The organism is Agrococcus sediminis, from assembly GCF_007923295.1.
Classification (GTDB): Bacteria; Actinomycetota; Actinomycetes; order Actinomycetales; family Microbacteriaceae; genus Agrococcus; species Agrococcus sediminis.
In genome coordinates, this window is record NZ_VOIR01000015.1 from 58,693 (window position 1) to 84,894 (window position 26,202).

The 26,202-nt window shown below is 73.8% G+C and carries 24 protein-coding genes; 17 read left to right on the top strand and 7 right to left on the bottom strand.

The window, feature by feature from the left end; genetic code table 11:
- The first annotated feature begins 18 nt into the window (after positions 1–18).
- Both FQ330_RS09520 and FQ330_RS09525 read left to right on the top strand, forming a co-directional pair.
- Complete coding sequence (locus FQ330_RS09520; protein ID WP_128189489.1) at positions 19–942, top strand: 4-(cytidine 5'-diphospho)-2-C-methyl-D-erythritol kinase; 924 nt, start codon at positions 19–21, stop codon at positions 940–942.
- A 254-nt stretch (positions 943–1,196) separates the two neighbouring features.
- Positions 1,197–3,017, top strand: a complete 1,821-nt coding sequence (locus FQ330_RS09525) for an ABC-F family ATP-binding cassette domain-containing protein (protein ID WP_146357083.1) — start codon at positions 1,197–1,199, stop codon at positions 3,015–3,017.
- 16 nt (positions 3,018–3,033) lie between these two features.
- Here the strand turns inward: FQ330_RS09525 and FQ330_RS09530 are convergent, their stop codons facing one another.
- Complete coding sequence (locus FQ330_RS09530; protein WP_225792794.1) at positions 3,034–3,546, bottom strand: ArsR/SmtB family transcription factor; 513 nt, start codon at positions 3,544–3,546, stop codon at positions 3,034–3,036.
- Between the two features lie 65 nt (positions 3,547–3,611).
- Between FQ330_RS09530 and FQ330_RS09535 the strand changes: the two genes are divergently transcribed.
- The 7 genes from FQ330_RS09535 to secA all read left to right on the top strand — a co-directional run bounded on the left by FQ330_RS09535 (position 3,612) and on the right by secA (position 13,454).
- On the top strand, positions 3,612–4,955 hold the full coding sequence (locus FQ330_RS09535) for an MFS transporter (RefSeq protein ID WP_146357085.1): 1,344 nt from the start codon (positions 3,612–3,614) through the stop codon (positions 4,953–4,955).
- A gap of 74 nt (positions 4,956–5,029) precedes the next feature.
- Positions 5,030–5,713 (top strand): MtrAB system response regulator MtrA, encoded by a 684-nt coding sequence (gene mtrA / locus FQ330_RS09540; protein ID WP_128190623.1) that lies wholly within the window; start codon positions 5,030–5,032, stop codon positions 5,711–5,713.
- Positions 5,714–5,720: 7 nt separating this feature from the next.
- Positions 5,721–7,427, top strand: a complete 1,707-nt coding sequence (gene mtrB / locus FQ330_RS09545) for an MtrAB system histidine kinase MtrB (RefSeq protein WP_146357087.1) — start codon at positions 5,721–5,723, stop codon at positions 7,425–7,427.
- Positions 7,424–9,073, top strand: a complete 1,650-nt coding sequence (locus FQ330_RS09550; RefSeq protein WP_146357089.1) for an LpqB family beta-propeller domain-containing protein — start codon at positions 7,424–7,426, stop codon at positions 9,071–9,073. The genes mtrB and FQ330_RS09550 overlap by 4 nt, the downstream gene beginning before the upstream one ends.
- 65 nt (positions 9,074–9,138) lie before the next feature.
- Positions 9,139–9,780 carry a ComF family protein gene (locus FQ330_RS09555; RefSeq protein WP_146357091.1) on the top strand — a complete coding sequence of 214 codons (642 nt, stop codon included), beginning with the start codon at positions 9,139–9,141 and terminating at the stop codon, positions 9,778–9,780.
- Positions 9,781–9,864: 84 nt separating this feature from the next.
- Positions 9,865–10,542, top strand: a complete 678-nt coding sequence (hpf, locus tag FQ330_RS09560) for a ribosome hibernation-promoting factor, HPF/YfiA family (protein WP_128190651.1) — start codon at positions 9,865–9,867, stop codon at positions 10,540–10,542.
- A gap of 113 nt (positions 10,543–10,655) precedes the next feature.
- The gene (gene secA, locus FQ330_RS09565; RefSeq protein ID WP_146357093.1) at positions 10,656–13,454 is read left to right on the top strand and encodes a preprotein translocase subunit SecA; all 2,799 of its coding nucleotides are present in this window, start codon (positions 10,656–10,658) and stop codon (positions 13,452–13,454) included.
- A 15-nt stretch (positions 13,455–13,469) separates the two neighbouring features.
- On the opposite strand, the gene FQ330_RS09570 is transcribed toward secA, so the two are convergent.
- Entirely contained in the window at positions 13,470–14,540 is a 1,071-nt protein-coding gene (locus FQ330_RS09570; RefSeq protein WP_146357095.1) for a trypsin-like serine peptidase, read from the bottom strand.
- 65 nt (positions 14,541–14,605) lie between these two features.
- Positions 14,606–15,352 carry a PAQR family membrane homeostasis protein TrhA gene (gene trhA, locus FQ330_RS09575; protein ID WP_146357097.1) on the bottom strand — a complete coding sequence of 249 codons (747 nt, stop codon included), beginning with the start codon at positions 15,350–15,352 and terminating at the stop codon, positions 14,606–14,608.
- A 70-nt stretch (positions 15,353–15,422) separates the two neighbouring features.
- Between trhA and uppS the strand changes: the two genes are divergently transcribed.
- The 3 genes from uppS to FQ330_RS09590 all read left to right on the top strand — a co-directional run bounded on the left by uppS (position 15,423) and on the right by FQ330_RS09590 (position 18,918).
- The gene (gene uppS / locus FQ330_RS09580; protein ID WP_225792795.1) at positions 15,423–16,199 is read left to right on the top strand and encodes a polyprenyl diphosphate synthase; all 777 of its coding nucleotides are present in this window, start codon (positions 15,423–15,425) and stop codon (positions 16,197–16,199) included.
- Between the two features lie 202 nt (positions 16,200–16,401).
- Entirely contained in the window at positions 16,402–17,730 is a 1,329-nt protein-coding gene (locus tag FQ330_RS09585; protein WP_225792811.1) for a PhoH family protein, read from the top strand.
- Between the two features lie 129 nt (positions 17,731–17,859).
- A complete protein-coding gene (locus FQ330_RS09590) occupies positions 17,860–18,918 on the top strand; it encodes a winged helix DNA-binding domain-containing protein (protein WP_146357099.1) in 1,059 nt (352 codons plus the stop codon).
- Positions 18,919–18,924: 6 nt separating this feature from the next.
- On the opposite strand, the gene FQ330_RS09595 is transcribed toward FQ330_RS09590, so the two are convergent.
- From FQ330_RS09595 to FQ330_RS09610, 4 genes are read right to left on the bottom strand one after another with little or no spacing between them, the layout of a single operon-like run.
- Positions 18,925–19,722, bottom strand: coding sequence for an anti-sigma factor (locus tag FQ330_RS09595; protein WP_146357101.1), 798 nt, complete (start codon positions 19,720–19,722; stop codon positions 18,925–18,927).
- The gene (locus tag FQ330_RS09600; RefSeq protein WP_164877178.1) at positions 19,706–20,275 is read right to left on the bottom strand and encodes an RNA polymerase sigma factor; all 570 of its coding nucleotides are present in this window, start codon (positions 20,273–20,275) and stop codon (positions 19,706–19,708) included. Before FQ330_RS09600 ends, FQ330_RS09595 begins: the two co-directional genes overlap by 17 nt.
- A 47-nt stretch (positions 20,276–20,322) precedes the next feature.
- Entirely contained in the window at positions 20,323–21,066 is a 744-nt protein-coding gene (locus FQ330_RS09605; protein ID WP_146357103.1) for a class F sortase, read from the bottom strand.
- Positions 21,067–21,068: 2 nt separating this feature from the next.
- On the bottom strand, positions 21,069–21,878 hold the full coding sequence (locus tag FQ330_RS09610) for a DUF4397 domain-containing protein (protein ID WP_146357105.1): 810 nt from the start codon (positions 21,876–21,878) through the stop codon (positions 21,069–21,071).
- Positions 21,879–22,035: 157 nt separating this feature from the next.
- On the opposite strand from FQ330_RS09610, the gene FQ330_RS09615 reads away from it, so the two are divergent.
- From FQ330_RS09615 to FQ330_RS09635, 5 genes are all read left to right on the top strand, one after another.
- The gene (locus FQ330_RS09615; protein ID WP_128190294.1) at positions 22,036–22,614 is read left to right on the top strand and encodes a hypothetical protein; all 579 of its coding nucleotides are present in this window, start codon (positions 22,036–22,038) and stop codon (positions 22,612–22,614) included.
- Positions 22,615–22,680: 66 nt separating this feature from the next.
- Positions 22,681–23,244: a prepilin peptidase gene (locus tag FQ330_RS09620; protein ID WP_146357107.1), complete on the top strand. Its 564-nt coding sequence runs from the start codon at positions 22,681–22,683 to the stop codon at positions 23,242–23,244.
- 131 nt (positions 23,245–23,375) lie between these two features.
- Positions 23,376–24,269: a MetQ/NlpA family ABC transporter substrate-binding protein gene (locus FQ330_RS09625; protein WP_146357109.1), complete on the top strand. Its 894-nt coding sequence runs from the start codon at positions 23,376–23,378 to the stop codon at positions 24,267–24,269.
- Between the two features lie 106 nt (positions 24,270–24,375).
- On the top strand, positions 24,376–25,407 hold the full coding sequence (locus tag FQ330_RS09630) for a methionine ABC transporter ATP-binding protein (protein WP_318655690.1): 1,032 nt from the start codon (positions 24,376–24,378) through the stop codon (positions 25,405–25,407).
- Positions 25,404–26,063, top strand: coding sequence for a methionine ABC transporter permease (locus tag FQ330_RS09635; RefSeq protein WP_146357111.1), 660 nt, complete (start codon positions 25,404–25,406; stop codon positions 26,061–26,063). The genes FQ330_RS09630 and FQ330_RS09635 overlap by 4 nt, the downstream gene beginning before the upstream one ends.
- Positions 26,064–26,202 lie beyond the last annotated feature (139 nt).

Below are 26,202 nucleotides of genomic sequence, written 5' to 3' on the forward strand. Positions count from 1 at the left end.
CGCACTAGGTTGGATGCCGTGGTGACGAGGAGCACGGTGCGGGCGAAAGCGCCCGGCAAGATCAACGTGCACCTCGGCGTGGGTGCGCTGCAGGACGACGGCTACCACGACGTCGCGACCGCCTACCAGGCCGTCAGCCTCTACGAGATCGTCGAGGCCACCGCCGCTCCCGACTTCTCGGTGCGCTTCTCGGGCCCCATCCCGCACGAGTCGCTCTCGACCGGCGCCGACAACCTCGCGATCCGCGCGGCGATGGCGCTCGCCCGCCGTGGCCGCGTCTCGGGCGGCGTCGCGCTCTCGATCGAGAAGCACGTGCCGATCGCCGGCGGCATGGGCGGCGGCAGCGCCGACGCGGCCGCGACGCTCGTCGCGTGCGACGAGCTGTGGGGGCTGCACCTCGGCCGCGAGGCGCTGCACGAGATCGCCCGCGACCTCGGCGCCGACGTGCCCTTCGCGCTCGCCGGCGGCACGGCCGTCGGGACGGGGCGCGGTGACCGCCTGACGCCCGCGCTCGCGCGCGGCCAGTTCCACTGGGTGCTCGCCTACGCCGACGCGGGCCTGTCGACGCCCGACGTCTACCGGGCGCTCGACGAGCACCGCGCGCTGCACGCGGCCGACATCGCGCCCGCCCACGACGTGCCGACGGTGGATGCGCGGGTGCTGCAGGCGCTGCGGGCCGGCGACGCGTCGATGCTCGCCGAGGTGCTGCAGAACGACCTGCAGGCGCCCGCGCTGCGCCTCATGCCGCGCCTCGCCGGCACGCTCGAGCTCGGCGAGCGCTCCGGCGCCCTCGCCGGCATCGTGTCGGGCTCCGGGCCGACGGTCGCGTTCCTCTGCGACGACCTCGAGTCGGCGCTCGAGCTGCAGGTGAGCCTCTCGGCGGCGCAGCTGCTCGCGGTGAAGGTGACCGGCCCCGTGCCCGGCGCCCGCCTGATCGACTGAGCCCGCCGCATCCGCCCGGGACCGCCTCGCCGAGCGGCTGGTGCACCGAGTGGCGCCTCCCGCCACTGAGTGTCGCCTCCCGCCACTGGGTGGCGCCTCCCGTCATCGAGTGGCGCCTTGTGCGATCGAGTGGCGCCACTCGATCGCCGGAGCCGCCACTCGATCGCCGGAGGCGCCACTCGATCGCCGGAGAGGGCGGCCGACGGATGCGCCGGGCGGCGCACGCCCGCGCGGTGCGGGATGATGGAGGCCATATGGCACATCTCCTGGGCGCCGAGCGCGTCGGCGTCGCGTTCCCGACCCGCACCGTGTTCGAGTCGATCTCCCTCGGCCTCGAGGACGGCGACCGCATCGGCATCGTCGGCCGCAACGGCGACGGCAAGTCGACGCTGCTGCGCGTGCTCGCCGGCAGCCTCGAACCGACGAGCGGCCGCGTCACGCGCCGCGGCGGCATCCGCGTGGGCGTGCTCGACCAGCAGGACACGCTCGACGGCGCGCTGACGGTCGGCGAGGCGGTCGTCGGCGACCGCCCCGAGCACGAGTGGGCGGGCGACGCGCGCATCCGCGACCTGCTCGCCGGCCTCGTCGGCGACCTCGACTGGCACGCCGCCGTCGGCAGCCTCTCGGGCGGCCAGCGCCGCCGCGTGGCGCTCGCGAAGCTGCTCGGCGGCGACTGGGACGTGCTCTTCCTCGACGAGCCCACCAACCACCTCGACGTGCAGGGCATCGCCTGGCTCGCCGACCACCTGAACGCCCGCTACGCGACCGGCCGCGGCGCGTTCGTCGCGATCACGCACGACCGGTGGTTCCTGGATGCGGTGTGCACGGGCACGTGGGAGGTGCACGACGGCCTCGTCGAGCCCTTCGAGGGCGGCTACGCGGCCTACGTGCTGCAGCGCGTCGAGCGCGACCGGATGGCCGCCGCGACCGAGTCGAAGCGTCAGAACCTCATGAAGAAGGAGCTCGCGTGGCTGCGCCGCGGCGCGCCCGCCCGCACCGCGAAGCCGAAGTTCCGCATCGAGGCCGCGACGCAGCTCATCGAGGACGAACCGCCCGTGCGCGACCCGATCCAGCTCGCGCAGCTCGCCGCGACGCGGCTCGGAAAGGACGTCGTCGACATCGTCGACGCGTCGGTCGAGCTCGGCGGCCGCACGATCCTCGACGACGTCACCTGGCGAATCGCCCCCGGCGAGCGCGCTGGCGTGCTCGGCCGCAACGGCGCCGGCAAGTCGACCCTGCTCGCCCTCATCGCCGGGCGCATCCGCCCCACCTCGGGCCGCGTGAAGACGGGCAAGACCGTGAAGATCGCCGAGCTCACGCAGGAGCTCGCCGAGCTCGCCCAGCACGAGGACGACCCCGTGCGCACCGTCGTCGGCAGCCTGAAGTCGAGCTACGCGTCCGGCGGCAAGGAGCTCACGCCCGGGCAGCTGCTCGAGCGCCTCGGCTTCCGCCCCGGCGAGCTCTCGACGCTCGTCAAGGACCTCTCGGGCGGCCAGCGCCGCCGCCTGCAGCTGCTGCTCATCCTGCTCGACGAGCCCAACGTGCTCATCCTCGACGAGCCGACGAACGACCTCGACACCGACATGCTCGCCGCGATGGAGGACGTGCTCGACTCGTGGGCGGGCTGCCTCATCGTCGTCAGCCACGACCGCTACCTCATCGAGCGCGTCACCGACCACCAGTACGCCGTGATCGACGGCGCGCTCGTGCACATGCCGGGGGGCGTGGATGCGTACCTCGAGCGATCGGGGCGCGGCTCGGTCGGGCGGGCCAAGGCGCGGCCGACCGACGCCTCGCCCGCCGACGCCGGCGCGTCCGCCGGCGCCGACGGCGCCGCGGGCGGCGGCCTCAGCGGCGCCGAGCGGCGCGCGCTCGAGAAGGAGGCGGCGAGCCTCGACCGCCGGCTCGCGAAGGCGACGCAGGAGCGCGCCGCGGTGCTCGCCCGCTTCGAGGCCGCCGACCACAGCGACTTCGACGCGCTCGCGGCGCTGCAGGGCGAGCTCGCCGACGTCGATGCCCGCATCGCCGAGCTCGAGGAGCAGTGGCTCGAGGCGCACGAGGGCCTCGAGGCGTAGCGCCCGAGCCGCCGGCTCAGCGCTGCTGCACGTCGGGGTGCGTGGCGATCATGAACGAGGTCGGGTCGCCGTCGGGGGAGTCGCGGGTGCGCAGCCACTCCATGAGCTCGACGGTGCGGCGGTCGAGCTCGGCGCGGTCCTCGGGGCTCAGCCGCACGCCGAGGCGGCCGATGTCGAGATCGCTCGGCTGCACGCCCTGGATCTCCTGCAGGAAGGTCTGCACGAGCACCGGGCCGACGAGCGGCGCCTCCGAGCCGTGCCAGGTCATGCCCGTGGCGCGGTAGGGGATCTCCTTCGCGCCGCGCGCACCGACCCGGGGCTCCTCGGCGGCGAGGAAGCCGACATCGACGAGCGCCTGCACGTGGTGGTGCATGGTGCCGGCGTTCATCTGCAGGAGCCGCGCGAGCGCCTTGTTCGTGCGCGGCTCGTGCAGGCAGAGGCGCAGGATGCGCCAGCGCAGCGGCGACGAGAGCGCCTTCGCCTTGGCGGTCAGCTCGCTCGATGGCGGCGGCATCGCCTCGTCGGTCATGTCCTCAGCGTAGCCGCTCGGAATCAGTGATTGGGAGAACCCAATCACTGCGGTACGCTTCCCGCATGACCACCGAGCCCGAGGCATCCGCGGCCCCCACGCCCGCCTCGACCATCCCCGACACCGCCCCCGCCTCCCCGGCCGCACCGCCGCCGGGCCACCGCGGCCTGTGGCGCGAGCGAGGGTTCCCCGCGTTCTGGCTCGGCCAGGGCCTCAGCCAGCTCGGCGCGCAGTTCGCGGCGCTCGCGATGCCGATCGTCGCGGTCGCGGTCCTGCAGGCCGACGACGCGCAGATGGGCTACCTGCACGCCGCCGAGACCGCGGCGTTCCTGCTCGTCGGCCTGCCCGCCGGCGCGTGGCTCGACCGGATGCGCAAGCGCACCGTGATGATCGCGGCCGACCTCGTGCGCGCGGTCGCGGTGGCCGCCGTGCCGCTCCTGTGGCTCGCCGGGATGCTCGAGATGTGGCACCTGTTCGTCATCGGCGCCGTGGTCGGCGTCGCCACCGTCTTCTTCGACGTCGGCTACCAGTCGTTCGTGCCCGTGCTCGTGCGCGACGAGCACGTCGGGCCCGCGAACGGCGCGCTCGAGGCGACCGCGCAGACGATGCGGCTCGGCGGCCCCGCGGTCGCCGGCCTGCTGCTCAAGGTGCTCTCGGCGCCGCTGCTGCTCGCTGCCAACGCGGTCGGCTTCCTGCTGAGCGCCATCAGCCTCATGCTCGTGCGCGACGAGGAGGTCGTGAAGCCGAAGCACGAGCGGCAGCACCTCGTGCGCGAGATCGCCGAGGGGCTGCGGTTCGTCGCCCGCACCGACTTCCTCGTGCGGATCGTCGGCACCACGGCGCTCACGAACCTCGGCACGACGATCGCCATGACGCTCTCGCCCATCCTGATCCTGCGCATCCTCGGGCTCGACCCGGCCATCTACGGCGTGCTCATGACGCTCGGCGCCGTCGGCGGCCTCGTGGGCTCGGTGCTCGCGAACCGCATCGCCCGCTGGATCGGCGAGGGGCCGGCGCTGTCGGCCTCGACGCTGCTCTTCGTCGCCTCGGCGGCGCTGCTGCCCGCCGCGGCGCACTTCCCCGACGCGGCGGTCGTGCTGCTCGTGCTGTTCGAGGCGCTGCTCGGGTTCTCTGTGCTCGTCTACAACATCGTGCAGGTCACCGCGCGGCAGCGCATCTGCCCGAAGCCGCTCCTCGGCCGCATGAACGCCTCCATCCGCTTCGTCGTCTGGGGCGTCATGCCCATCGGGGCGCTCGTCGCCGGCTGGCTCGGCACCGCCTTCGGCACGCTCTCGGCGATCTGGGTCGGCTCGATCATCGCGATGCTGGGAGCCCTGCCGCTGCTGCTGAGCCCCTACGCGCGCATGCGGGCGCTGCCGACGCGGGAGGACGCGACGCGGCAGGCCTGACCGGCCGCCACAGACGACTCGGTTACCCTGGCGGGAGCCGCGCCGACGGGCGCGCGGCACGAGAGGGGGCGACGATGCAGACGATTTTGGTCGTCGACGACGACCCCGCGCTCGCCGAGATGATCGGCATCGTGCTCGCCGGGGAGGGCTACCAGCTCGAGTTCTGCGCCGACGGCGCGGAGGCGGTCGACCGGTTCCACGAGGTCCGTCCCGACCTCGTGCTCCTCGACCTCATGCTGCCGGGCAAGGACGGCATCCAGATCTGCACCGAGCTGCGCGCCGAGTCGGGCGTGCCCATCATCATGCTCACCGCGAAGGGCGACCCCACCGACATCGTCGTGGGGCTCGAGTCGGGCGCCGACGACTACGTCGTGAAGCCGTTCAACCCGAAGGAGCTCGTCGCCCGCGTGCGCACGCGCCTGCGCCCGCAGCGGCAGGAGGACGGCGGCACGCTGCGCGTCGCCGACCTCGAGATCGACGTCGAGGGCCACCAGGTGCGCCGCGCGGGCAGCGTCATCGGCCTCACGCCGCTCGAGTTCGAGCTGCTCGTCACGCTCGCCTCGAAGCCCAATCAGGTGTTCTCGCGCGAGATGCTGCTCGAGCAGGTGTGGGGCTACCACTACAAGGCCGACACGCGCCTCGTGAACGTGCACGTGCAGCGCCTGCGCTCCAAGGTCGAGCGCGACGTCGACAACCCCGTGGTCGTGACGACCGTGCGCGGCGTCGGCTACCGCGCCGGCGCCCCCACCCCAAGCTGAGGCAGCGATGGCCGCACGGCGCCCGCCCGGCTGGGGCCGCCTGATCTGGGACCGGGCGACCCGGGTCGTCCGGCACTCGCTGCAGGCGCGCGTCGTCGCGGCCAGCATGGCGATGTCGACCTTCGCGCTCATCGGCGTCTTCGGCTACATGTCGGCGTCGGTGAGCCAGAACCTCTTCGAGACCCGCCGCGACGAGGCGCTCGTCGAGGCCGTGCGCGCGTCGACGGCGATGCAGCAGAGCTTCGACGAGGCCGTGACGCAGAACCTCACGAGCGGGGAGGTGGATGCGCTGCAGGATCGGGCGCTCGACGCCGTCACCGGGCTCATCTCGTCGCGGTCGAGCACCGAGTACGCGATGCTCCGCGCCGAGTCGCAGACCGAGACGCTGCTGCAGATGAACGACGTCCAGTCGCAGTCGTTCGACACCGACCTGCTCACCCCCGAGCTGCGCTCTGCCGTCGCCGCCGCATCCGACACCCCCTACTACCAGTCGGTGCGGCTCGAGGGGAGCGAGGGCTCGCAGCCGGGCATCATCGTCGGCAGCACCGTCGACGTGCCGCTCGCCGGCCGCTACGAGCTGTACCTGCTCACGAGCCTGCAGGCGACGCAGGAGACGCTCGGCTTCATGCAGCTGACGATGATGGCGGGCGGCCTCGCCCTCATCGCGCTCATCGGCGCGATCACGTGGTTCGTCGCCCGCATGGTCGTCGGGCCCGTGCAGACGGCGGCCGACTCGAGCGCCCGGATCGCTGCGGGCGAGCTCGACGTGCGCATCCCCGTGCGCGGCGACGACGAGATCGCCAAGCTCGGCCGCTCGTTCAACGACATGGCCGACTCGATCTCGCGGCAGATCAACGAGCTCGCGACGCTCTCGACCGTGCAGCAGCGGTTCGTCTCCGACGTCTCGCACGAGCTGCGCACGCCGCTCACGACCATCCGGCTCGCCGGCGACGTGCTCCACGACCGGCGGCAGTCGTTCGATCCGGTCACGAGCCGCACGGTCGAGCTGCTGCACGCGCAGATCCTGCGGTTCGAGCAGCTGCTCGCCGACCTGCTCGAGCTCAGCCGCTTCGACGCCGGCGCGGCGCAGCTCGAGATCGAGCCGACCAACCTCGTGCGGCTCGCCGAGGCCGAGATCTCGGCCGTCGAGCCGCTCGCCGCGGAGCGCGGCACCGAGCTGCGCCTCGTCGCCCCCGGCGGGCACTTCGAGGCGGAGGTCGACCCGCGCCGCATCCGCCGGATCCTGCAGAACCTGCTCGGCAACGCCATCGACCACGGCGAGGGCCGCCCCGTGGTGGTCACCGTCGACTCGACGAGCGACGCCGCCGCGATCGCCGTGCGCGACCACGGCGTCGGCATGACCGAGGAGGAGGCAGCGCGCGTGTTCGACCGCTTCTGGCGCGCCGACCCGTCGCGGCAGCGCCGCACCGGCGGCACGGGCCTCGGCCTGTCGATCAGCCGCGACGACGCCGCGCTGCACGGCGGCTGGATCGACGTGTGGTCGCAGCCGGGCGAGGGCACCGCGTTCCGGCTCACGCTCCCGCGGGCCGGCGCGCACGCGGTCGCCTCGCCGATCGAGCTGCCGCCCGCCGACACGCAGGCGATCGTGCTGCCGCCGGCGGCGGAGGAGGCACCCGCGCCCGAGGCGATCGACGCTCTGGAGATCACCCTCGTCGACCCGCCCGCCGCCTCGACGAAGGAGCCCGGCCGATGAAGCGCATCCTCGCCGCCGCCGCGGCCGTGCTCGTGCTCGCCGGCTGCGTCGCCATCCCCGACTCCGGCCCCGTCACCGAGGGCCACGTCGACGCGGGCGAGCAGGCCGACGACCTGGTCTTCCTCGCGCAGGAGCCGCAGCCGGGTGCCACGCAGGAGGAGATCGTGCGCGGCTTCCTGAGCGCCGCGATCAGCCCCGGCGACGACTTCGCGATCGCCCGCGAGTACCTCACCGGCGAGGCGGCCGAGCAGTGGGACCCGGGCGCGGGCGTGCTCGTGCGCTCGGGGCAGCCCGAGGTGTCGCTCGGCGGCGAGACGACCGCGACGGCCGTGACGACCGCCGTCTCCGAGCTCGACGGCTCGGGCGCGCTGCAGCTGCTCGACGCCGACCGCATGCTCGAGTTCCGGCTGCTGCAGGTGGCGGGGGAGTGGCGCATCTCGCAGGCGCCCGACGGCATCGTGCTGTCGAGCTTCCACTTCGCGCAGCTCTTCCGCCCGCACACGCTGCACTGGCTGACGCCCGACGGCACCCGCACCGTGCCGGAGGTGCGCTGGTTCGAGCGCACCGCGACCACGCTGCCCGGCCGCATGGTCGACGCGCTGCTCGCGGGGCCGTCGAGCTGGATCGCGCCCGCCGTCACGACCGCGGGCGCCCCGGACGCGCACACCATCGGCGAGCCCCTCGTGTCGGGCACGATCGTCACCGTCACGCTCGACTTCGCGCAGGTCGAGCAGCTCGGCAGCGGCAGCCTCGAGCCGCTCTCGACGCAGCTGGCGCTCTCGCTGCGCTCGATCGGCGCCCGGGAGGTGCGCATCCAGGTCGAGGGCCTCGACGGCTTCACCGCCTCGAGCGCGTCGGCGCAGCCCGTGGACGACGGCGACGTCGACCAGCGGCCGCTCGTGCTCGACGGCACGTCGCTGCGCTCGATCGGCGGCGGCGCCGCGGCGATCGAGGACGTCGGGCCGGCGCTCTCGGCCATCGGCGCCACGAGCTACACGGTCGGCGCCGCGGGCGGCGTCGCGACGACGGGCTCCACCGCCGCGTGGCTCGAGTCGGGCGCCGCGCCCGTGGTCATCTCGACGGGCTCGGCGATCGTGCCGACCGTCGACGACACGGGCTGGGTGCTGCTGCAGGAGCAGGGCACGCCGCAGGCGCTCGTCGCGTGGCACGACGGCGAGCGCAGCGCCCTGCCGCTGCCGCCGGGCGGCACCGCGCGCCTCGCCGCGATGGAGCTCTCGCGCGACGGCGCGCGCCTCGCGGTCACGACCGTGGAGGGCAGCGAGAGCGAGGTGTGGGTCGCGGCCGTCATGCGCGACGGGTCCGGGAGGCCCGTCTCGCTCGGCGAGCCCTACCGGCTGCCGCGCGTCGACGGGGCGGCGACCGACATCACCTGGGTGAGCTCGACCGAGGTGGCGGTGCTCGCCGCGAACGGCGACGAGTCGCAGATCGTGATGCTCGCGGTCGGCGGCGCCGCGGAGCAGCTGCCGGCGCCGGGCGAGGCGGTGCGCGCGATCGTCGGCGGCAGCGAGGGCGCATCGACGCTGCGGGCGCTCGGCGCCGACGGCTCGCTGCTGTCGCTCCGGGGCCGCGTCTGGACGGCGGCGACGGGGCTCGCGCCCATCACGCTCATCGCGACGCAGCAGTAGCACGCTCTCCACAGGCGGCGGCGCTCGCGGCCCGCGCCGGCGCATCCGCCCGCCATCCTCCGTGCATGGGGATCGGCGGCGCGCTGCGCGAGGCGGCGAGCGTGCTGTGGCCCGTCGCGTGCGCGGGCTGCGGCGCGTCCGACGTCGCGGTGTGCGCGCCGTGCGCGGCGCTGCTCACCGGCGACCCCGTGCGCGGCGACGTCGACGGCGTGCCGCTTCTCGCGGCCGCCGCGTACGAGGGGGAGGTGCGGATGCTCGTGGCCGCGTGCAAGGAGCACGGCGGCCGGGCGGAGTCTCGGGCCCTCGGCGCGGGCCTGGCGCTCGCGATCGCGCAGGCCCCCGCCGCACCGCTCGTGCGCGTGCCCTCGAGCCGCGCCGGGCTGCGGCGGCGGGGGTTCGACCCGGTCGAGCTCGTGCTGCGCGGTGCGGGGCTGCGCGCCGTGCCGCTGCGCCGCGTGGCGGGCGGCGGCGCGCAGAAGGAGCGCTCCGTCGACGAGCGCGCGAGCGCCGCGCAGGGCACGCTCGCGCTGCCGCGCCGCGATGCGGATCGCCTCGCGGGCGCGGCGGTGGTGCTCGTCGACGACGTCGTCACGAGCGGCGCGACGATGCGCGAGGCGGTGCGCGCGGTGCGCGCCGCGGGGTGCGATGCGGCCGCGATCGCCGCCGTCGCGCGGGTGCCGAGACGGGTTCCGGGAGCGCTCGGCTGAGCCCGGGGCGCCGGGGGTAGAGTGACGGCACGCAAGTCGGCGCAGCAGCCGCAAGCGCCGACGCCCTACCCATGGGAGGCCACTATGGAGATCACGTTCGGCGCCAAGGGCGCAGACATCACGGACCGCTTCCGCGCCTACGCGGAGGAGAAGCTGGCGAAGGTCACGCAGCTCCTGCCCCGTGCCACTGCCCTCGACGTCAAGCTCACCCGCCACGCGGATGCGCACTCCGCGATCGCCGGCGGACGGGTCGAGATCACCGTCCACGGGCCCGGCTCGATCATCCGTGCCGAGTCCGACGGGCCCGACAAGTACATGGCCTTCGACTCCGCCTACCACCGCATCATGGAGCGCGCGAGGCGCGCCCACGACAAGCGCCACGACCACAGCGCCCGCAAGCGCACCCCGCTGCGGGAGGCCGCGGCGAACGGCTTCGAGCAGGTCGCCATCACGCCCGCCGACCCCGCCGTCGTCGAGGCGGTCGCGACCGGCTCCGTGCCGACGATCGAGCCCGATCGCGAGCAGGAGCACGAGTGGTCGCCCGTGGTGATCCGCGAGAAGCGCTTCCCCGCGAAGCGCATGGGTGTGCGCGAGGCGGTCGACCAGATGGAGCTCGTGGGCCACCCCTTCTACCTCTTCGTCGACGAGGCGAGCGGCGAGTGCGCCGTCGTCTACCGGCGCAAGGGCTGGTCCTACGGCGTGATCTCCCTCGACGAGGAGCAGGCCGAGTCGGCCGCGAGCGCCGAGCGCGCCGCCTCCTGACCCCTCCGAACGGCGTCCCGGCACTGCCTGGGACGCCGTTCGGCGCGCGTTGCTACGATGGGCAGTCGGTTCCCGGACCGCCACCTCGCCCCGATGCACGGAAGGCTCACCTCGTGCCCAACTTCTTCGAGAACATGCTGCGCGCCGGCGAGGGCCGGCTGCGCCGCCGCCTGGAGCGCATCGCCGCCGATGTCGCCGCGCTCGAGGACGCGTTCGAGGAGCTCACCGACGAGGAGCTGGCCGGCGAGACCGCCGAGTTCCGCCAGCGCTACGCCGACGGCGAGGCGCTCGACGTGATGCTGCCCGAGGCCTTCGCGGCCGTCCGCGAGGCCGCGAAGCGCACGCTCGGCATGCGCCCCTACGACGTGCAGGTGATGGGCGCCGCGGCGCTGCACCTGGGCAACATCGCCGAGATGAAGACCGGTGAGGGCAAGACGCTCGTCGCCCCCATCGCCGCGTACCTCAACGCGATCACCGGCGAGGGCGTGCACATCGTCACGGTCAACGACTACCTCGCGAGCTACCAGTCCGAGCTCATGGGCCGCGTCTTCCGGGCGCTCGGCATGACGACCGGATGCATCATCGCCGGCCAGACGCCGGAGGTGCGGCGCGAGCAGTACGCGGCCGACGTCACCTACGGCACGAACAACGAGTTCGGCTTCGACTACCTGCGCGACAACATGGCGCACTCGAAGGACGCGATGGTCCAGCGCGGCCACGGCTTCGCGATCGTCGACGAGGTCGACTCGATCCTCATCGACGAGGCCCGCACGCCGCTCATCATCTCCGGCCCCGCCGCCGGCGAGGCCAACCGCTGGTTCGGCGAGTTCGCCCGCATCGCCAAGCGCCTGCGCCCCGAGGTCGACTACGAGGTCGACGAGAAGAAGCGCACGGTCGGCGTGCTCGAGCCCGGCATCGAGCGGGTCGAGGACCTCCTCGGCATCGACAGCCTGTACGAGTCGGCGAACACGCCGCTCATCTCCTTCCTCAACACCGCGCTCAAGGCGAAGGCGCTCTTCAAGCGCGACAGCGACTACGTCGTCATGAACGGCGAGGTGCTCATCGTCGACGAGCACACCGGCCGCATCATGCAGGGCCGCCGCTTCAACGAGGGCATCCACCAGGCGATCGAGGCGAAGGAGGGGGTGCAGATCAAGGCCGAGAACCAGACGGTCGCGACGGTCACCCTGCAGAACTACTTCCGCCTCTACTCGAAGCTCGCGGGCATGACCGGCACCGCCGAGACCGAGGCCGCCGAGTTCATGTCGACCTACAAGCTCGGCGTCGTCCCCATCCCGACGAACAAGCCGGTGCAGCGCAAGGACCAGTCCGACCTCGTCTACGCGACCGTCGAGGGCAAGTTCAAGCACGTCGTCGACGACATCGTCGAGCGCCACGAGGCCGGCCAGCCGGTGCTGGTCGGCACGACGAGCGTCGAGAAGAGCGAGTACCTCTCGGGGCTGCTCGCCAAGGCCGGCGTCAAGCACGAGGTGCTGAACGCGAAGAACCACGCCCGCGAGGCCGCGATCGTCGCGCAGGCGGGCCGCCTCGGCGCCGTCACCGTCGCCACGAACATGGCCGGCCGCGGCACCGACATCATGCTCGGCGGCAACGCCGAGCACCTCGCCGTCACGCGCATGACCGAGCTGGGCCTCAGCCCCTCCGAGACGCCGGACGAGTACGAGGAGCGCTGGGACGAGGTCTTCGCCGAGGTGAAGGCCGCCGTCGAGGCGGAGGCGTCGAAGGTGATCGAGGCCGGCGGCCTCTACGTGCTCGGCACCGAGCGCCACGAGTCGCGCCGCATCGACAACCAGCTGCGCGGCCGCTCCGGCCGCCAGGGCGACCCGGGCGAGAGCCGCTTCTACCTGTCGATGCAGGACGACCTGCTGCGCCTGTTCGGCGGCTCCGTCGCGCAGCGCTTCATGGCGGTCGACGCCGACGAGGACGAGATCCCGCTCGAGTCGAAGATCTTCACCCGCACCATCCGCTCGGCGCAGGCGCAGATCGAGGCGCGCAACGCCGAGATGCGCAAGAACGTGCTGAAGTACGACGACGTCATGAACCGCCAGCGCGAGGCGATCTACTCCGACCGCCGGCACATCCTCGACGGCGACGACCTCGCGGGCCGCGTGCAGGGCTTCCTCGAGGGCACGATCCGCGACCTCGTCGACGAGCACGCGGTCGGCAACGACAGCGACGAGTGGAACCTCGAGGCGCTCTGGACCGAGCTGCGCACGATCTACCCCGTCGGCATCACGATCGACGAGGTCGTCGCCGAGGCGCAGCCGCGCCTGACGGCCGACTTCCTCTACGAGCAGCTCGTCTCCGACGCGAAGATCGCCTACGCGAAGCGCGAGGAGGCGCTCGGCTCGCCCGCGATGCGCCTGCTCGAGCGCCGCGTCGTGCTGTCGGTCATCGACCGCAAGTGGCGCGACCACCTGTACGAGATGGACTACCTGCGCGAGGGCATCGGCCTGCGCACGATGGCGCAGCGCGACCCGGTGGTGGAGTACCAGAACGAGGGCTTCGCGCTCTACCAGCAGATGATGTCGGCGATCCGCGAGGAGTCGGTGCAGTTCCTCTTCAACCTCGAGGTCAAGGTGCAGCAGGGCGCGAGCCCCGAGGCGCCCGCGATCGAGGGCGGCGGCCTCGAGGAGGTCGAGGAGGACACGACGAGCCTCACCTACTCGGCCCCCGACGAGGACGGCGAGGCGTCGGTGCACGACGCCGCCGGCCACGAGCTCGGCGCCGAGACGGGCAAGGCGCGCGCGAAGAGCGGCAACCCGGCCGTCGCCGCGCAGGCGCGGGCCGCGAGCGGCAACCGCGAGCAGCGGCGCGCGGCCACGAAGCAGGCGAAGGCCGCGCCGAAGGTGGGCGCGTTCGGCCAGGTCGAGGACGACGAGGCGCGGTAGCGGGTCTCGCGAGGCTCAATCCAGCGACTGCAGCCCGTTCCAGGCGGTGACGCCGAGCGGCGGTCCGTAGGCGCCGGTGTCGCCGCCGTTGGAGTAGACGGCGGTGATGTGGCCGGCGCCGGTCGCCAGGTCGACGTTCGACACCCATCCGGAGCCCGAGGCGCCGTCGCCCATGACGCAGTCGGCGCCGTAGTTGGCGTCGCCGCCCGCGCCGTAGCTCAGCCGGTCCTCGGCGCAGTGCCGCAGCACCTCCGAGTCGAAGGGGTCGTTGCCCGGATAGCCGGCGATCACGACGCCGTTCGTCTCGGCGGTGAAGCTGATGCCCTGGCCGCCGACGACCTGCTCGAGGGTGCGGCCGCCCTGCGGCGCGAAGCGGATGAAGCCGAAGTCGAAGCCCATCCAGCCGTCGTCGTCGGCGCCGTCGAGCCAGCGCGTGTTGGCCTCGAGGTACTGCTCGGGCACCCACCACCGCTCGGCCTCCCACACGCCGTACGGGGTGTCGCCGCGCTCGTAGCCGGGGGCGAAGAGGATGCGGTCGTACCAGTCGCGCGTCTCGTCGTCGAAGATGCAGTGGGCGGCGGTCGCGACGATGAGCCCCGAGTCGCTGTTGATGACGGTGCCGGTGCAGGTGAAGTCGCCCTCGGAGGTGCTGAGCTCGAGCCTGCCGACGGTGCTGAGCAGCAGGTTGCGGCTCGTGCCGTTGGCCTCCGCGGGCAGCAGCTCGTCGCCGCCGTCGTGCACGGGCAGCGCGATGCCGGGCTGCACCGCCGCCGTGCCGCGGGTCGGCTCGAGCACCATGTCGAACGCGGCGTCGGGCAGGTAGCCGTCGACGGTCTCGCCGCGCGAGCCCGCGTACAGCTCGCCGGTGTCGGCGCCGGTCTCGTCGGCGTCGGTGATGGGCTCGTCGGGCTCGACCGGCAGCGCCTCGCCCTGCTGCGGCTGCGTCGTCGGCGACGGCACCGGCAGCGGCGTGGTCGGCGGCAGCGTGATCTCGCCGGGGAGCGGCGGCGGCAGGATGACGCATCCGCCGACGGCGAGGACGGCGGCGAGAGCGGCGGCGGCTGCCGCGAGGCGGGTCGTGCGCATGGCCCTCCCACGCTAAGCGGATGCGGGCGGCGACGGCTGGGAGCGCGCCCCGAGCCGCGCGGGGTTCAGGCGGGCGGCGCGACCGCGACGAGCAGGATGGCCGTCCAGTGGCAGAGGAACGCGATCACGGTGCAGACGTGGAAGATCTCGTGGAAGCCGAAGCGGCCGGGGAACGGGTTCGGCTTCTTCATGCCGTAGATCACCGCGCCCACCGAGTAGGCGAGCCCGCCCGCGATGACGAGCATCGCGGTGACCGCGTTCGCGGCCCAGATCTGCGGCAGGAACGCGACCGCCGCCCAGCCGAGCGCGAGGTAGATCGGCACGTAGAGCCAGCGCGGCGCGCCCAGCCAGAAGACGCGGAAGGCGATGCCCACGATCGCGCCCGCCCAGACGACGCTCAGCAGGATCCAGTCGGTCGGCGAGGGCAGCGTGAGCAGCGAGATCGGCGTGTAGCTGCCGGCGATGAGCAGGAAGATGTTGGCGTGGTCGAGGCGCTTCAGCAGCACGCGCGTGCGCTCCTGCCAGTGGAAGCGGTGGTAGACGGCCGAGATGCCGAACAGCAGCACGCTCGAGAGCGCGAAGACAGCGGATGCGGTCTTCGCGAGCGCCCCGTCGGCGACGATCACGAGCACGATGCCGGCGATGAGCGCGAGGGGAGCGGTGCCCGCGTGGATCCAGCCGCGCCAGGTGGGCTTGTGCTCGATCGCGGCCTCGGCGATCGCGTCGCCCGCTGCCTCGATGAGCGGCAGGTGCGGGGTCTCGGGCTCGCTCGATCGCACCTCGTGGCGCTCGGGCTCGGTCGTGGATGCCATGCCTACAGCGTACGGCGTACGCAGTGCCGCGGCGAGCATCCTCGCGAGCGCAGCCGATAGATTGCCCTCTGTGCGACTCCGCAGCGCTCCGGGCTCCCGCCTCGTCTACCGCTACTACGAGCGGCGGCTGCGGCGCGACCTGCGACGGGTCGCCGTGCCGCGCCACATCGCCATGATCATCGACGGCAACCGCCGCTGGGCGCGCGAGCAGAACCTCGCCACCGCCGGCCACGGGCACCGGGCCGGGGCCGCGCGGCTGCGCGAGTTCGTCGACTGGTGCGCCGAGATCGACGTGGAGGTCGTGACCCTCTACCTGCTCTCGCGCGACAACCTCACGGGCCGCGCGAGCGCCGAGCTCGGCGAGCTGTGCGAGATCATCGCCGAGCTCGCCGACGACCTCTCGCGCATCCCCGGCCGGCGCATCCGCCACGTCGGCGACACCGCGGGCCTGCCCGCGCCGCTCGTCGCCGCGCTCGAGGGCGCGGTCGCGCGCAGCGCCGACCAGCAGGGCATCTGCGTCAACCTCGCCGTCGGCTACGGCGGGCGCCACGAGCTGGTCGAGGCGGTGCGACGCATCCTCTCGTCGGCCGGCGCGGCGACGCCCGCCGAGCTCGCCGAGCGGCTCACGCCCGAGCTCATCGCCGAGCACCTCTCGACCGCGGGGCAGCCCGACCCCGACCTCGTCATCCGCACCTCGGGCGAGCAGCGGCTGAGCGACTTCATGCTCTGGCAGAGCGCCCACAGCGAGTTCTACTTCGTCGAGGCGCTCGGGCCCGACCTCCGCGAGGTCGACTTCCTGCGCGCGGTGCGCGCCTACGGGCTGCGCGAGCGGCGCTACGGGCGCTGACCGAACGGCACGTGACGATCGTGTGAACTCGCGGCGCGCATCCGTGTGTCGCCGCCGGTCCGCGGCGCCGCGCGAGCGTACATTCGGCGGTGTCGGGCATCTCCGCCCGGCGAGCGAGCGGCCTTCGCGCCAGCGAGCACCACGGGAGGCGACGGCCGCGTGAGATCCGACCCCGGTCGGAAGGGAGCGCCACGTGCCTGAGATCGCCACCACCCCCGCCAGCGGCTCCGTCGAGGTCGAGACGACCGACACCCGCCAGCGCACCTACGTGCTCGACACGAGCGTGCTGCTGTCCGACCCGGGGGCGATCCACCGCTTCGCCGAGCACTCCGTCGTGATCCCCGTGATCGTGATCGCCGAGCTCGAGAAGAAGCGGCACGATCCCGAGATCGGCTACTTCGCCCGCAAGGCCCTGCGGAACCTCGACGACCTGCGCGTCGCGCACGAGCGGCTCGACTTCCCGGTGCCGACCGAGGGCGGCGGCAGCCTGCGGGTCGAGCTCAACCACACGAACCAGCAGGTGCTGCCCAGCGGCCTGCAGCTGGGCGACAACGACTCGCGCATCCTCGCCGTCGCGTCGAACCTCGCCGGCGACGGCCTCGACGTCTGCGTCGTGTCGAAGGACATGCCGATGCGCGTCAAGGCGGCCTCGATCGGCCTCGCCGCCGAGGAGTACCTCGCCGAGCAGGCCGTCGACTCGGGCTGGATGGGCACGGCCGAGCTCGCGCTCTCGGGCGAGCAGATCAACCGGCTGTACGAGGACGAGCGGCTCGAGACGGATGCGGTGGCCGGCATGCCCGTCAACACGGGCCTCGTGATCTCCTCCGAGCGCGGCTCGGCGCTCGGCCGCGTCACCCGCGCCGGCGAGATCACGCTCGTGCGCGGCGACCGCGACGTCTTCGGCGTGCACGGCCGCTCGGCCGAGCAGCGCCTCGCGATCGACCTGCTGCTCGACGAGCAGGTCGGGATCGTCTCGCTCGGCGGCTCGGCCGGCACGGGCAAGTCGGCGCTCGCGCTCGCCGCGGGGCTCGAGGCGGTGCTCGAGCGGCGCCTGCACAAGAAGGTCATCGTCTTCCGCCCGCTGTACGCGGTCGGCGGCCAGGAGCTCGGCTACCTGCCCGGCGACAAGGACGAGAAGATGAACCCCTGGGGCCAGGCGATCTACGACACGCTCGGCGCGCTCGTGAGCGACAACGTGCTCGACGAGGTCGCCGACCGGGGCATGCTCGAGGTGCTGCCGCTCACGCACATCCGCGGGCGCTCGCTGCACGACGCGTTCGTGATCGTCGACGAGGCGCAGTCGCTCGAGCGCAACGTGCTGCTGACGGTGCTGAGCCGCATCGGCCAGAACTCGCGCGTCGTGCTCACGCACGACGTCGCGCAGCGCGACAACCTGCGGGTCGGCCGCCACGACGGCGTCGCGAGCGTCATCGAGACGCTCAAGGGCAACGAGCTCTTCGGGCACATCACGCTCACCCGCAGCGAGCGCTCGCGCATCGCCGCGCTCGTGACGAGCCTGCTGGAGGGCTGAGCGCCGCCCACGCCGACCCGTTCCACCCTGCTGGACCCGGTGCACCGGGTCGGTGGCGGTGGAACGGGTCGGCGGCGCGGGTGCACGGATGCGCGGGCGCGCGTGGGCGGGCACGGCTAGCGTGGCCGCATGGCCGCTCCGAGGTCGCTGACCGCAGCTCAGGCGCGCCGCATGCGCATCGCCGCGCAGGAGGTGCGCGGCTCGCAGCGCGCGCCGGCCGACGCCGTGCGCCGCATGGTCGCGATGCAGGGGCAGGACCTGCCGCAGGTGCTGCGCGCGATCGCGATCCGCTCGGCACCCGGCACGGGGCTCGCCGAGGTGCGCGCCGCCTTCGACGCGGGCGAGCTCGTGCGATCGTGGGCGATGCGCGGCACCCTCTTCGTCGCGACCCCCGACGACCTCGCGGTGCTGCACGCCGCGACCGTCGATCGCCTGCGGCCGCAGGAGTGGCGCATGTGCGCGTCGCGCGGCATCGACGCGCCGACCGCCGACGCGGCCGTGGCCGTGCTGCGCGAGGTGCTCGCGCCGGGACCCGTCGCGCGACGCGCGCTGCTGGCGGCGTGGGAGGCGGCGGGCATCGCGACGGGCGGCGGGCGCGGCTACCACCTGCTGGCGCTCTCGGCCTACGACGGGCTCGTGCGCTTCGGGCCGTTCGAGGGCGCCGAGCAGCTGCTCGTCGGCGGGCCGCCGCCCGAGGTGCGCGAGCCCGCCGCCGCGCTCGACGAGGCGCTCGCCCGCTGGGCGGCGGCGCGCGGCCCCGCGCGGGCCGACGACGCGGCGTGGTGGACGGGACTGCCCAAGCGGCCCGTCCGCGCGGCGCTCGAGCGCGCATCCGACCCCGATCGCCGCGTGCTCGACCGGGTGCTGGTCGAGGGTGTCGAGATGCTCGTGGCGGCCGGGGCCGCCGAGGCGCCGCGCTCAGGGGTCGTGCTCGTGCCCGGGTTCGACGAGTGGCTGCTGGGCTACGGCGACCGCTCGCTCGCAGTGAGCGGGGCGGCGATGCAGGCGATCGTGCCGGGCGGCAACGGCGTCTTCCGGCCGGTGGTGCTCGTCGACGGCGTCGCGGTCGGCACGTGGCGACTGCCCGCCGGCGGCCGCGGCGAGCCGGTGCTCGAGCTCGTCGCGCCCGTGCCGCCGCGCACGCTCGCGGCGATCGAGGCGGCGCTGCGGCGCTGGCCGCACCGCTGAGCGGGCTCAGCCGCCGAGCGCGCCCCGCCAGACGCTGTTGCCGCTGTGCGTCGGGTCGCCGTCGTACGGCTCGACCGACACGTCGACGATCGGGTAGGCGGCCAGGTCGAGGTCGGCCGGCAGCGCGAGCTGCGTCGTCTCGCGGTCCATGACGCCGAGGCTCACCATCTGCTGCGCGTCGGCGTCGAGCAGCCAGACGTCGAGGTAGCCGTCGACCTCGGGCAGCGCGTCGACGTCGACGACGAGCAGGCGCTGGCCGTCCTGCTCGACGACCTCGGCGCGCGCGGGCGTCACGCTCGGGCCGAGCTCGCCGAGCGGGTCGAGCGTCGCCTCCGAGACGCCGATCGAGCGCGGCTCGCCGGTGAGCTGGGTCACGACGACGACGGCCGCGCTCGCCGCGACCGCGGCCGAGGCGGCGCAGGCCGCGATGAGCGCGCCGGCGCTGAAGCGGCGGCGGCGTCGGCGGGCGACGTCGATCGAGGTGACCTCCGCGCCCTCCTCGAGGCCTCGGGCGGCGCCGGACGACGGCGTGAAGGGCAGTGCCGGGGGCACCGCGGATGCGCCGGCCGTCGCGGGAGCCTCGGCGTCGGCGGGCAGGTCGGTCGCGATCTCGGCCGCGATGCGATCCCAGACGCCCGCCGGCGGCGGCAGCGCCGGCAGGTCGGCGAGCCGGAAGCGGTCGGCCGTGGAGCGCAGCGAGTCGACCTCGGACCGGCACGCGGGGCAGTCGTCGAGGTGCGGGGCGCCGTCGGCGGCCTCGCCGAGGGCGAGCGCGGCGAGCGTCTCGTCAGGCAGATGCTGCATGCGTCTCCTCCCATCGGTCCCTCAGTCGTCGCAGTGCCCGCGACAGGTGGCTCTTCACGGTGCCGACCGGCATCGCGAGCGAATCGGCGATCCAGGCGGTCGAGCGGTCCTCCAGCACGGCGAGCCGCACGATGGTGCGCTGGGGCTCGCCGATGTGCTCGAGCTCCTCCTGCACCGTCAGCGAATCCTGCACCGCGTCGAGCACCGGGTCCCCCTCACCTCGATCGAGCGCTCCTGCGAGCGTCTCCGGATCCACGGCCAGCTCGCTCGCCGAGCGCGCCTTCCAGTGGTCGGCGATCCGCCGCCGGGCGATCGTGACGATCCACGCCCCGAGCGGACCCGAGGCGGGGTCGTACGACTGCCGCGACCGCCACACCGACACGAACGTCTGCTGCACGACGTCCTCGGCGTCGTGCGCCGGCATCGCCCGGCACGCGAGCGCGTAGACCAGGCCGCCCCAGCGCTCGTACGCCTGCCGCAGCACCTCCGGCGAGGCGTCCTCGGCGAAGGCGCGTGACAGCACCTCGACCTCCGACGCCTCCTCGCTCGACACGGCCAGAACGTATCACCCTCTCCGCGCGGTCATGGGCCGCCACCCGGTCACGAGGCATCGGGCACGGCCGTGACGACGATGTTGTCCTCGTAGGCGCCCGCGGCCGCGTCCCACTCGCCGCCGCACGTGATGAGGCGCAGCACGTGGTCGCCGTCGCGGGCGAAGATCGCGTCGAGCGGCAGCTCGTCCTTCGAGAGCTGCTCGACGCTCGTGATGCGGTATCGCAGCTGCTCGCCCGAGGCCGTCGTGATCTCGACCGACTCGCCCGGGACCGCATCCAGGATCTCCGACATGGGCGCCGGGCCCCGGTCGCTGTCGACGTGCGCGGCGAGCACCGAGGAGCCCTCGGTCGCGCCGGGCTCCGGCCCGAAGCGGTACCAGCCCACCTCGCGCACGAGCTCGGGCACATCCATCTGGCCGTCCTCGCGCACCCCGACCGGGATGACGTCGAGCGCGAGGCCCACGGAGGGCACGCGCACCTCGGTCGGCGCGTCGACTGCCGCCGCCGCGCCAGGGGAGGCGTCGCGCGTGCCGACGCCGGTCGGCACGGCCGCCGCCTGCGCCTCGCTCGTCGCGTCGGGCGACGCGGCGGGGGTCGGCGCAGCCGTGGCCGGGGCGCCCACGGTCGACGCCGACGGCTCGACCGGCCGCGGGATCAGCTGCCAGATGCCGAAGGCCGCCGCGCCCACTGCGGCGACCGCCGCGACGAGCGCCACGGCGCGACGCCGCCGTGCGCGCCGAGCGGGCTCCCGCCGCGTGGTGCGCGGCGAGAGCCCGTCGGTGGTGCGCATGATCAGCCGCGCTCCTTGGCGAGGCGCTGCTGGCGCACCGCGACGGTGGCCAGGCCGAGCGCCGCCGCGAAGGCGAGCAGGGCCGTCAGGGCCGACTGCTGCGCGTTGCCACCGAGGCCCGAGGGCACGCCGCTCGGGGCGCTGTGCGCCTCGACCGTCTGCACCGCGAGTGCCAGGTTGCCGTCCTCGGCGCTGCCCCACGCGGTCACGATGGTGTTCACGCCCTCGGCGAGGTCGAGGTCGGCCGGGCCGATGGCGACGTCGGAGGTGCCGGTGAGCACCACGTCGGCCGAGACGGTGCCGGCTGCGGTCTCGAGCGAGGCCCCATCCGGGTTCGACAGGCCCTCGACGACGACGCTCTCGTTCGCGCGGACGTCGACGGTGGGCGCGGCGGCCAGGTGGCGCACGGTGAGGCGGGCCTCGCCCGCGGCGACGGGCTCGGTGTCGTTCGCGAACGCGCCGAGGGTCGGGTCGCCGCTCTCGGTCAGGTGCGCGACGAGCGTCAGGTTGGCGCCGCCGGGCACCTCGACGCCCATGGCCTCGATGGCAGGCTCGCCCGAGTCGGGGGTCTCGCCGTCGGCGAAGACCTGGATGTCGTAGCTGCCTGCGGCGAGCATCATCGGGTCGGTGAGGGTGCCGGGCTCGAAGTCGCTGATGGCCTCCTCGCCATTGATGTAGACGTCGACCGTGAGCCCCGGGACGCCGTGCAGCACCGAGACGGTGGACTCGTGGTCCGCCGCGAACGCGGGCGCACCGCCGAGGGTCGCCAGAGCGAGAGCGGCGCCGGCGCCGATCGCGAGCTTGCGCTTCATGGTGATCTCCTTGCTGTCTGCGGCGCACCGTGCGCCGTCCGCCCCCATATCGGAGCGGCACCCCGGATCGGTTGCAGCGACGCCGACTTCGTGCATCCCGGGCGTGTCGCGGGCCCGCATGCTTGCCTCCGACCCGGGCGTGCACGATGCTCTGAGCATGCTCGCCCGCATCCCCACCGGATGGCTCGCCACCGGCCTCGCCGCCCTGCTCGCGCTCGCCGTCGTCGGCATCCCGGTGCTCCGCGCGCAGGCGCTCGACGCCGCGGAGGGCGGGGCGCGCTGGGCCGACGCGGTGGGGGATGCGCTCGGCAGCCCGGGCATCGCGATCATCGCCGCGCTGTGCGCCGCGATCGCGCTGCTGACCGTCGTCGTCGCGCAGCAGCAGCTGCGCCGCGATGCACTCGAGGAGGGCGGGGCGGAGGTCGTCGCCGCCTGGCGCCCGGTCGAGCGCGTCGCGTCGCTCGCGGTCGTCGGCGTGATGGGCGACATCGTCGCCGCGGTCGTCGGCATCGGCATGCAGCCGCTGTGGCTCACGTGGCCGGTCGAGGGGGAGTCGCCGCTCGTGGTGCTCCCGACGGTGCTCGTGCTGCTCGCCGGGCCCGTGCTCGGTGCGGTCTCGCTCGTGATGGCCCGCCGCGCCCGGCGCTCGCTGCACGACGCCGCGGAGGCGCGCGAGCTCGAGCGCCGCACCCGCCATGCGGTCACCGGCATGCGCCACCACGAGCCCACGCGCTGAGCGGACCCGACCCGCTGTGGAGAGCGGGCGCGGCGGGCCGGGCGCCGTGGCTACCGTGGCCGCGTGATGAGCACCATGACCGCCGCAGCCGCGCCGCCGCAGCTGCGGGCGCCGCTGCGGCTGCGGCCGGTCGACGCGCTCGGGCTGCCGCTCGCAGCGGCGACCGCGTGGGCGCTCGCCGTCGGGGGAGCGGATGCGGCGGCCGTCGTCGCACTCGCGGCCGCAGCGCTCGTGGCACCGGCGCTCACCCGCACCGACCTCGCGGAGCGGCGGCTCCCGAACGCGCTCACGCTGCCGCTGCTCGCGGTCGCGGTTGTCGCGTGCGCCGCCCGGCTCGCCGTCGGCGACCTCGCGCCGCTCGTGGGCCTCCCGTGCTGCGCGCTCCTGCTCGGCATGGCGGTCGCGGGAGGCATGGGGATGGGCGATGTGAAGCTCGGCGGCGGGCTCGCGCTCGCGACCGCGACGCTCGGCTGGGCCGCGCCGCTCGCCGGCCTCGGCGCATCCGTCGTCGTCGGAGGCATCGCCGGCGCGCTCGCGCTCGCGACAGGCCGGCGCTCGGTCGCGTTCGGGCCGTGGCTGCTCGTCGGGCATGCGCTCGTCGTCGTCGCGGTGCTGCTCGACGCCCTGTGACGCCGAGGCAGGAGCCGAGGCCCCTGGGAGCCGAGGCCTCTGTGACGCCGCATGACGCGGTGATTCGCCGACCGCGGCGGCCGGTTCCTAGTGTGGGAGGCATCCCCCAGCACTTCTGAAGGAGCCCCACCATGCCTGCTCGTCGCATCCGCCCCATCGCCCTCGTCGGCACCCTCGGCCTCGCCGCGGCCCTCGTCGGCTGCAGCGCCTCCGGCGGCGAGGGCGCCGCGCTCGGCACCGCCGAGAACCCCGTCGACCTCGGCGTCGTCGGCGCGGCCGAGCCGTACTGGGCCGCCTTCGAGGAGGCCGTGGAGGCCGAGGGCATCGAGCTCGAGATCCACGACTTCACCGACTACAACCAGCCGAACCCCGCCACGAGCGAGGGCGAGCTCGACGTCAACCAGTTCCAGCACATCATCTACCTCGCCAACTACAACGTGCAGGCCGGTGACGACCTGCAGCCGATCGGCTCCACCGCGATCTACCCGATCGGGCTCTACTCCGACAAGCACGAGTCGGTCGAGGAGATCCCCGACGGCGCCGAGGTGATCGTGCCCAACGACGACACCAACCAGGCGCGCGGCCTGCTCGTGCTGCAGTCGGCCGGGCTCGTCGCCCTGCAGGACGGCGGGAGCCCCTACTCGACCGTCGAGGACGTCATCGAGGAGGAGTCGCGAGTCACGGTGCGCGCGGTCGACGCCGCGCTGACCGCGACGTCGCTGCCCGACGTCGCCGCCGCGATCATCAACAACGACTTCATCACCGACGCCGGCATCGACCCGGCCGACGCGATCGCGCAGGACGACCCGGCCGACCCCGCCGCGCAGCCCTACATCAACGTCTTCGCGACGACGGCCGAGCTCGCCGACGACGAGGTGCTGCAGCGCCTGGTCGAGATCTACCAGACGAACGAGGAGGTCCAGGCCGGCGCGCTCGAGGCCTCCGGCGGCACCGCCGTGCTCGTGCAGACGCCCGCCGAGGAGCTGCAGTCGGCACTCGAGGCCGTCGAGGGCGAGCTGCAGTAGCGCTCTGGAGCTGACGGCGGCGGCCATTGCTGGCCGCCGCCGCGACGCCAGCGCCGACGCCCGTCCCGGGCGTCGGACCACGTGCCAGCGAACGAGAGGAAGCGAAGTGGCAGACCACATCGTGATCGACCGGGTCTCGAAGCGCTTCCCGCCCGCCAAGCGCGGCGGGGCCGAGATCGTCGCCGTCGACGACGTCTCGCTGCGCATCGAGCGCGGCGAGGTCTTCGGCATCATCGGCTACTCCGGTGCAGGCAAGTCGACGCTCGTGCGGCTCATCAACCAGCTCGAGCCGGTGAGCGCGGGCCGCATCACCGTCGACGACGTGCCCATCAGCGAGCTGCGGGGCAAGCGGCTCCGCGAGCAGCAGACCGGCATCGGCATGATCTTCCAGCGGTTCAACCTGCTCACCTCGCGCACGGTCGCCGGCAACGTCGCGTACCCGCTCGAGGTCGTCGGCGTGCCGCGCGCCGAGCGAAGGCGCCGCGTCGAGGAGCTGCTCGAGTTCGTCGGGCTCGGCGGTCGCGCCGACGCCTACCCCGAGCAGCTCTCGGGCGGTCAGCAGCAGCGCGTCGGCATCGCTCGGGCGCTCGCCGCGAACCCGCAGGTGCTGCTCGCCGACGAGGCGACGAGCGCGCTCGACCCCGAGACCACCGCCGAGGTGCTTGACCTGCTCGGGCGCATCAACCGCGAGCTCGGCGTCACCATCGTCGTCATCACGCACGAGATGGAGGTCATCACCCGCATCGCCGATCGCGTGGCGGTGATGGATGCGGGACGCGTCGTCGAGAGCGGCACCACGTACGACGTGTTCACGGCGCCGCAGACCGATACGGCCCGGCGCTTCGTGCAGACGGTCGTGCGCGCGCTGCCGGAGGGCGATGAGCTCGCGCAGCTGCGCGCGCAGCACGAGGGCCGCTTCTTCACGATCTCGTTCACCGACGCCGGCGCCTCGGAGGCCCGAGTGTTCGGGGCGCTCGCGCGTGCCGGCGTCGACTTCCACCTCGTGCACGGCGGGGTCGACGACATCCAGGGCCGCGTGTACGGCCTGCTGACGATCGCCGTGCGCGGCGACGACGACGCGATCGAGCGGGCGCTCTCGAAGATCGGACCCGGCGTGACGGTGGAGGAGCAGCGATGACCGACCTCACGTCGATCCTGCCCACGCTCGTCGAGCAGACGGGCATCATGCTCGGCATCGTCGCGCTCTCGCTCGCCTTCGGCGGCATCGGCGGGCTTGTGATCGGCACCGGGCTCTACGTCACGCGACAGGGCGGCATCCTGCAGCAGGGCGCGGTGTGGTGGGTGCTGAACGTGCTCGTCAACACGGTGCGGCCCATCCCCTTCATCATCCTGCTCGCCGCCGTGCAGCCGCTCGGCCGCATCGTGGTCGGCACCGGCATCGGCACCGAGTACGCGATCTTCGCGATCTCGCTCGCCGCGACCTTCGGCATCGCGCGCATCGTCGAGCAGAACCTCGTGTCGATCCCGACCGGCGTGATCGAGGCCGCGCGGGCGACGGGCGCGAGCCCGTGGCGCATCATCCGCACGGTGATCCTGCCCGAGGCACTCGGGCCGCTCGTGCTCGGCTTCACCTTCGCGGTGATCGCGATCGTCGACATGTCGGCGGTCGCCGGCCTCGTCGGCGGGGAGGGGCTCGGCAACTGGGCGGTCACCTACGGCTACCGGCAGTTCGACGAGGTCGTCACGTGGTCGGCGCTCATCGTCGTCGTCATCGTCGTGCAGCTCATCCAGGCGCTCGGCAACTGGCTCGCGCGCCGCATCATGCGCCGCTGAGGCGACGGACGCCCGGCCGCTCGCGCGCGCCGCACAACGCAAGCCCGATCGCGACGTTCCGGGCAGCATCCGGCCAGGATGGCCCACGAGCGGCGAGAGCAGGACCGCGGGCTTGCGTTGTGCGGAGGGGCCGTCAGGG